This window comes from Gracilibacillus halotolerans (assembly GCF_014206945.1).
In the GTDB taxonomy this organism is placed as follows: domain Bacteria; phylum Bacillota; class Bacilli; order Bacillales; family Amphibacillaceae; genus Gracilibacillus; species Gracilibacillus halotolerans.
On record NZ_JACHON010000014.1, the window covers coordinates 66876 to 74455 of the forward strand.

Annotated in this window: 5 protein-coding genes; all 5 read right to left on the reverse strand. The window is 37.9% G+C overall.

The genetic code is table 11. The features are described 5' to 3' along the window. Positions 1–84: 84 nt before the first annotated feature. The 5 genes from GGQ92_RS12115 to GGQ92_RS12135 all read right to left on the reverse strand — a co-directional run bounded on the left by GGQ92_RS12115 (position 85) and on the right by GGQ92_RS12135 (position 7159). A complete protein-coding gene (locus tag GGQ92_RS12115) occupies positions 85–2193 on the reverse strand; it encodes a S8 family serine peptidase (protein WP_184249184.1) in 2109 nt (702 codons plus the stop codon). 196 nt (positions 2194–2389) lie between these two features. After that, positions 2390–3529 (reverse strand): non-hydrolyzing UDP-N-acetylglucosamine 2-epimerase, encoded by a 1140-nt coding sequence (gene wecB, locus GGQ92_RS12120; RefSeq protein WP_184249187.1) that lies wholly within the window; start codon positions 3527–3529, stop codon positions 2390–2392. Positions 3530–3565: 36 nt separating this feature from the next. Further along, positions 3566–4195 carry a uracil phosphoribosyltransferase gene (gene upp / locus GGQ92_RS12125; RefSeq protein WP_184249190.1) on the reverse strand — a complete coding sequence of 210 codons (630 nt, stop codon included), beginning with the start codon at positions 4193–4195 and terminating at the stop codon, positions 3566–3568. 357 nt (positions 4196–4552) lie between these two features. After that, positions 4553–5791: a serine hydroxymethyltransferase gene (locus tag GGQ92_RS12130; protein WP_184249193.1), complete on the reverse strand. Its 1239-nt coding sequence runs from the start codon at positions 5789–5791 to the stop codon at positions 4553–4555. Positions 5792–6229: 438 nt separating this feature from the next. Continuing rightward, on the reverse strand, positions 6230–7159 hold the full coding sequence (locus tag GGQ92_RS12135; protein ID WP_184249196.1) for a nuclease-related domain-containing protein: 930 nt from the start codon (positions 7157–7159) through the stop codon (positions 6230–6232). Positions 7160–7580: the final 421 nt, after the last annotated feature.

Below are 7580 nucleotides of genomic sequence, written 5' to 3' on the forward strand. Positions count from 1 at the left end.
GTCGAAGGAACACATTTTAAAGTCAAAAAAATAGGAATCGATATCATCTTCATGATTACGATTCCTATTAAGAACTCGTTTATTTCACTCTTCCTCTTCCTCATAATAAGAGAAAATTTCTTGATAGGAGAATATCTCTTTATCCGTTTCTATCGTGATATTTGCAATGTACTCTCCAGGAGGAGGTAATTTTTCCGCTTCTAACTCACCTTCAATGACCCCTTGAGTAACATCCTTTAACGTAATTATTTCCCCGTTATACGCAAAAGTTCTTGCGTCATATAAATCCACTGTGATTTTGTTGGCATTTTCGACTAAGTAGAACTGGTATTGAATTGTTCCATTAATTGGTTCCATTCCCCATTCTAATCCCATTGCTTGAGGAATGTCAGCCTCTTCTGTTAAGAGCAAATATGGTAGTGGAATATCGTTAAGAAATAGATACCCTTGTTCCATTGACTGCGCTCGGTTTGTTTGAATTGCTGCTTCCACTGAAATCTTCTTTCTTTCATTTGGTTTCAAGGTGAAAGATGCAGGCAAATAAAACCGAATTGCTGGGTCATTCTCTGGATGTTGAAATCGATATGTCATTTCTTCATCAGATAAATTCTCAACTTCAACTTGAAATTTTTTTCTTTCTAACGGGCTCTCTACTTTGCCAAAATGTAAAAAGTTATTATATACAAGTGTATCTGCGTTTATTGCGGCCTCCACATTTATCTTACCTGCTCCTTGATCAATTGGCAACGCATTATCTAATGGTGTTGCAGTCGAAGCTAAAGCTGCTTTTAATTGTTCTACCGTCCAGTCAGGATGTGCCTGTTTTAACAATGCAACAACACCCGCAACATGTGGTGCAGCCATACTTGTACCGTTATAGCTATCATATCCGCCTGGTATCGTACTAAGTATACTGGCACCTGGCGCAACTACATCTGGTTTTATATTCCAATTTACTGTAACTGGACCTCTGGAGCTAAAATCTGTAACCGTATCCTGAACGATTTCTACTTTTTGCTCTATATATCTATTCTCTGGTTGGTTTTTCAGCCATTCTCCATCTTCCTTTGAGATGGCAGCAACCGGAATTTCTACTCTCGCGTCTACTCCTCCTTGAAACATCCCTTCTTCGTTGTTCATTATGAATACAGCCTCAGCGCCTTTTTCTTGCGCTTCTAAAACCATCTCAGCAAAGGGAGTTTCTCCTCTTTCATATAATACAATACTATTTCGTGGTAATTGCTCGTCTTCTAAAGGCGACTGGATTATTTGATTCGCTTTATTTAACGTAAATGGTGGTGCACCTTGCAAAGGTAGTACATCGATTCTTTTTTTAGAAAAAGGTTCATAAAAATAAGGAAGCTCTAACGGAGGTGTAGATGCACCTACAGAAATTACTTGATCTGCAGAGGCTGGAGAACCTACAGTCCATTGATTCGGGCCGCTATTCCCATTTGCAATCACAACAGCTATTCCCTCTTCTGTTGCTCGATTTACTGCAACACTTGTCGGCCAATCCGGCCCATTTATCGTATTTCCAAGTGATAAATTAATTACGTCCATTCCATCTTTAACAGCCTGTTCAATTGCGGCCATCACTTGTACAGAAGTACCTGTTCCACCTGGTCCTAATGCTCGATAAGCGTATAACTCTGCATCTGGAGCAATCCCCTTCATTTGACCGTTTGCTGCTATAATTCCTGCTACGTGTGTCCCGTGTGTGGTAGGAATTCCTTCTTCAATCGTCGTCTCCATGGGATCTCCATCAAAGTCCACTAAGTCATAACCGCCTCGATAGTTTAATCGTAAATCGGGATGTGTATAATCCACACCAGTGTCAATGACACCAACCTTCACACCCTTGCCTGTCCAATGACTACTTACATGTTCCATTATAAAAGGCACACTATTATTTATATTGTTTGTCTCTTGCGTCTTGTACTCACGGACTGGATAGGTTTTTTTATAGGATATCGTTCGTTGCAATTGCTTTAAATCTCTTGGACTAGCTTCAATTGCAACTCCTTGAAAAACGGTATCATAAATAGCCAATATCGTAATTGATGGATGATATGCTTCTATATTTTTTGCAATTTCATGGGGATTATCTTCAACTTCAATAATAAGTGGAATCTCCTCTTGTAAGGTTATCGCATTAAAAAACAAAATCATCGAGGATAAGAGAACCATCATTTTCCGCACAACCTTTCCTTTGTAGCATGTACAAAAACAGGATAGGTATGTACGTTTTGTTAGCAGATGATCCGGGTGAGGGGGATTTTTGATTAAAAAGAAAGAGACAGGCTATCCTTTTTCTACAAAAAAGATAACCTGCCTTGAAAGTAATATAACCTATTTTTCGATTTTAAAAACCTTTTTTTGTAAGTAATTAAAAGGATTCAGGCTTTTTGTCTGTTCGCTGAAAATGATAAAGAATTGCATCTGCGATTCGTTCTGAAGCTTTTCCATCTCCATACGGATTCGACGCATGCGCCATTTTTTCATGTTCCTTTTCATCTGTTAATAGCTGATTTGCAAGATTAAAGATATTATCTTCTTCGGTTCCAGCTAGTTTTAATGTACCTGCTTCAATACCTTCAGGACGTTCTGTTGTATCGCGCAATACTAACACTGGGACTCCTAAAGAAGGTGCTTCTTCTTGAACTCCACCAGAATCGGTTAAGATAATATTCGCACGGGACGCGAAATTATGAAAGTCTACTACATCAAGCGGTTCTATTAAAGAAACTTGATCATTATTTCCTAAAATATCTTTTGCGGTTTCTTGTACAACCGGATTCAAGTGTACTGGGTAAACAACGTGAATGTCTTCATGCGTGTCTACTAGGCGCTTAATAGCACGGAACATTTGCTTCATATTCTCGCCTAAATTCTCACGTCGGTGTGCCGTCATTAATACAAGACGTTTATCGCCAACTTTTTCAAGAATCGGGTGAGAATATTCTTCTGACACTGTTGTAGATAGTGCGTCAATCGCTGTGTTACCAGTAACAAATATAGTATTCTCTTTTTTGTTTTCATTTAATAGGTTCTGTTTCGACTTATCTGTTGGTGATAAGTGTAAGTCGGCCATTACTCCTGTTAATTGGCGATTCATTTCTTCTGGGAACGGTGAATATTTATTCCACGTTCTTAAGCCTGCTTCTACGTGACCTATTGCAATCTGGTTATAGTAGGCAGCTAAAGAAGCGGCAAATGTAGTCGTTGTATCCCCATGTACAAGCACGATATCTGGTTCAGTTTCTTTCATTACTTGATCCAAACCTTCCAGTGCACGTGTTGTAATTTGCGCTAATGTTTGGCGTTCTTTCATAATATTCAAATCATAATCAGGTGTAATATCAAAAATTTTGAGCACTTGATCGAGCATCTGACGATGTTGTGCCGTCACAGTTACAATTGCCTCAAACTGTTCTGGTCGTTTTTTTAATTCCAAAACAAGTGGAGCCATTTTTATTGCCTCTGGTCTCGTTCCAAAAATCGTCATTACTTTAATCGGTTTTGCCATTTTTATACTCTCCTCAAAATCATTATCAGGTTTCAATTATTTTGTACCAAACAAACGGTCACCAGCATCGCCTAAGCCTGGAATAATATAACCTTTCTCATTCAGTCTCTCATCAAGAGCTCCTAAATAAATATCTACGTCAGGATGATCTTGTTGAACTTTTTCAACGCCTTCTGGTGCGGCAAGTAGACACATTAATTTAATATGTTCTGCTCCACGCTTTTTCAAGGAATCAATTGCGTCACTCGCAGAACCCCCAGTAGCTAGCATTGGATCTACTACAATTAATTCACGTTCATGAATATCACCAGGAAGCTTTAAGTAATATTCAACTGGCTGTAATGTTTCCGGATCACGGTATAAACCAACATGTCCAACTTTTGCAGCTGGAATAAGATTCAGCATCCCATCAACCATGCCAAGTCCTGCTCGTAAAATTGGGATAATTCCAATTTTCTTCCCACTTAATACTTTTGTTTTAGCAGTTGTAACTGGAGTATCAATTGTAATTTCCTCTAATGGAAGATCACGAGTAATCTCGAAAGCCATTAACGTAGAAACTTCTTCTACTAATGCACGAAATTCCTTAGTTCCTGTGTCTTTACTTCGGATATATGTAAGTTTGTGTTGAATTAACGGATGATCTAGAACGAACACGTTGCTCATGAAGTTCTCTCCTTTTTGGTATAGGTTGCGTAACATTTGGCATTTTATAATGTTCATCCTTCAAATTGTACTAAAAAACTACTATACCTTTCAAGTAAATATAAAGAGAGTTTTTGAATTTTGTCGAAGAAATGTTAATAGGGGACAAACGCTCTTCTTTCTGCATAAGGTGTACATTGTTCGCAAACGTGAATTTTTTCTCCTTCGTGTCTATATTTCCTTGCCTTATTTTTATTGATTCTACTCTTACAAACAAAGCATTTTGTGAAAATTCTCATATTCCTCATCTCCTCATTTAGATACTATTTATAAAAAAATAGGAGCCACTATGTTAGCAGCTCCTAGGTGTAATTAAGATTAATCTTGGTATAACGGGAATTTTGCATTAAGTGCATCTACTCGTTGTCTTGCTTCGTTTAATGTCGCCTCATCTTCTGGATTTTTCAACGTCATTGCAATTATTTTTGCTACTTCTTCCATTTCACTTTCGCCAAAGCCACGAGTTGTTACTGCAGCCGTACCTACACGAACACCACTCGTAATAAATGGACTCTCTGGATCAAATGGAATTGTATTTTTATTCGTAGTGATACCTACTTCGTCTAACGCTTTTTCTGCATCTTTACCAGATAGGTTTAATCCACGAACATCTAAAAGTAATAGGTGGTTATCTGTTCCGCCTGATACAATACGAATTCCTTCTGCTTGTAATGCTTCACCAAAACGCTTAGCATTGCGGATAATATTTTCTCCATATTCTTTAAACGAAGGATCTAAAGCTTCTTTAAACGCTACTGCTTTTGCAGCAATCACATGCATTAACGGTCCACCCTGAATACCTGGGAAAATTTGTTTATCTACTTGCTTAGCAAATTCTTCTTTACATAAAATCATTCCGCCACGTGGTCCGCGTAATGTTTTGTGTGTTGTAGTTGTCACAAAATGTGCATGTGGCACTGGATCTGGATGAAGGCCTACCGCAATGAGACCAGCAAGGTGTGCCATATCTACCATTAAGTAAGCTCCAACCTCATCTGCAATTTCGCGAAACTTTTTAAAGTCAATAACACGTGGGTACGCACTTGCACCTGCCACAATCATCTTCGGCTGTACTTCTTTTGCTCTTGCTAAAACGGCATCGTAATCGATTTGTTCTGTGTCTTTGTCTACACCGTAATCAACAAAGTTAAATAATTTCCCACTGAAGTTAACTGGACTACCGTGAGTCAAGTGTCCACCATGGCTTAAGTTCATACCTAAAATCGTATCACCTGGCTCAAGTGCTGCAAGATATACAGCCATGTTTGCTTGTGAACCGGAGTGTGGTTGAACATTGGCATGCTCTGCACCAAATAATTCTTTCGCTCGGTCGCGCGCTAGATTTTCTGCTACATCTACATACTCGCAACCACCATAATAGCGACGACCTGGGTAACCTTCTGCATATTTGTTTGTTAACACAGAACCTTGTGCTTCCATTACTGCTTTCGACACAAAGTTTTCTGAAGCGATCAATTCAATTTTGTCGTTTTGTCTTTTTCGCTCTTGCTCCATCGCTTGATAAAGCTCAGCATCGAACTCTTTTAAATGATCCATTTTTAATGGTCCCCCTTACTGGATGCAACGCTCAATATTCGTAAAAAATATCAAGTCCCTGCTCTTTTGTTCTACATTTTATACATATTCTATACTTTTTACGAATGAATGACAAGGAAATATTAAAAAACATTCGTAATTCCGTATATTTTTTGATAATTTAGAAAAAACATTCGGTAATGGGGGATAAGTTTTATTTTAGAGAAAGTATAGGGTAGGATTAGTGGGATAATCTGTTTCCACCTGTCTGACGGTTCATAGAGCCTATGCGACAGTTCATAGGACAGAATCACAGTTCATAGAGCTTACACGACAGTTCATAGAGCTTATGCGACGGTTCATAGAGCAGGATCACAGTTCATAGAGCTTATGCGACGGTTCATAGAGCAGGATCACAGTTCATAGAGTTCGACAATAGTAACTAAAATAATCAAAGATTCATTTGAGAATATAATAGGACCACCTCTTTTTATCAACTAAAGATAATCGTTCACAGTTTTTAAGAAGTGTCGTTGCTGTTCTGGAACTATCAATTGCTAAGAAAAATTTACACTCCGAGTTGGTGATTTTAACATGATTAATCATACTAAACCAATCAAGAATATCTTCTAAATGAGCATCTTTTGATATGTGACCACAATGCATACATCTCCATCTATACCTAGTTCGTTCCATTCTTAATCTGAAGCATTCAGGACATATCACACCAGGTTCTACTATCGAGGAACTTATATTATAAAATCGGTGTAAATCATCTTTATGGCTTGATTTTAGATATTTGCCGATATTTATCATTCTGTTTTTTTCGATTAAGGGTTGTGGATATTTCTTAAATAATCTTCCTATAAAATCTTTTAATTGATCGAAAGGAATCACTCTGTCTAGCACCCATTCACTACTACTATCTGTTGACAGAGAAACACTAGGATTACCTAAACATACTACATATTCAAACTGGTAATTATCTAGACTTAAAAAATCTGATAGTCTGTCACGTTGTTCTATCACTTGCGAAATCGGATTATATATCTCCCCTTTATCGTAATGAAAGAATTGCCCGTTTTGTGTGAATGACATTTTACCTGATAATCCTTTCGTTTCAATAATTAAACCGAAATTTGGTGTGAGAAGTAAACAATCCATTTGAAAAGAAGTTCGTTTAATAGGGATTCTAATATCGTGAAGAATTATAATTGACCGGTATTGATAGAGAATTCGATCGAGGAAAAATTGAAGTTGGCATTCATATTTGTAACCCTGCTCGCGATTCCGGAGTTCATGTAAATAGGGAGATGGATCTTGTAAGCGCGTAACTAATCTTCTTAGCCTAATAAGACTCTCTGGCTCTGTTTTTTCTTTTAATATCAAATTATCAGCCTCCTTTTATCCTTGTATAGTTATTTATTCGATAAAATAAGCGAAATCCCTTTTTATAAAAAGTTAAATTAGACTGTTCTACTCAATCTATCTACCGTCGCGGATGCTCTATGAACTGTCACTTTCGTCTATCTACCGTCGCGGATGCTCTATGAACTGTCACTTTCGTCTATCTACCGTCGCGGGTGCACTATGAACTGTCACTTTCGTCTATCTACCGTCACGATTAAATTAAGAAAAACCGCGCAAAAAAAACTGCGCGGTCCTTTTCTGTTTGCCGTAACTAGTGCACATCTGATAATTTATATTCGTTGCCATGTATTCCTTTATAATACTCTGGATACATTTCTCCCCCACATTGCTCGCAACTAAATTGGGGTGGGACAGTAGGATCTCCTCCATCCATCAAATC

What these genes read in the sequence shown, in the direction of transcription:
- GGQ92_RS12130 (WP_184249193.1), bottom strand. Translation starts at nt 5,791, where the DNA reads ATGGATCATTTAAAAGAGTTCGATGCTGAGCTTTATCAAGCGATGGAG.
- wecB (WP_184249187.1), bottom strand. Translation starts at nt 3,529, where the DNA reads ATGGCAAAACCGATTAAAGTAATGACGATTTTTGGAACGAGACCAGAG.
- upp (WP_184249190.1), bottom strand. Translation starts at nt 4,195, where the DNA reads ATGAGCAACGTGTTCGTTCTAGATCATCCGTTAATTCAACACAAACTT.
- GGQ92_RS12115 (WP_184249184.1), bottom strand. Translation starts at nt 2,193, where the DNA reads ATGATGGTTCTCTTATCCTCGATGATTTTGTTTTTTAATGCGATAACC.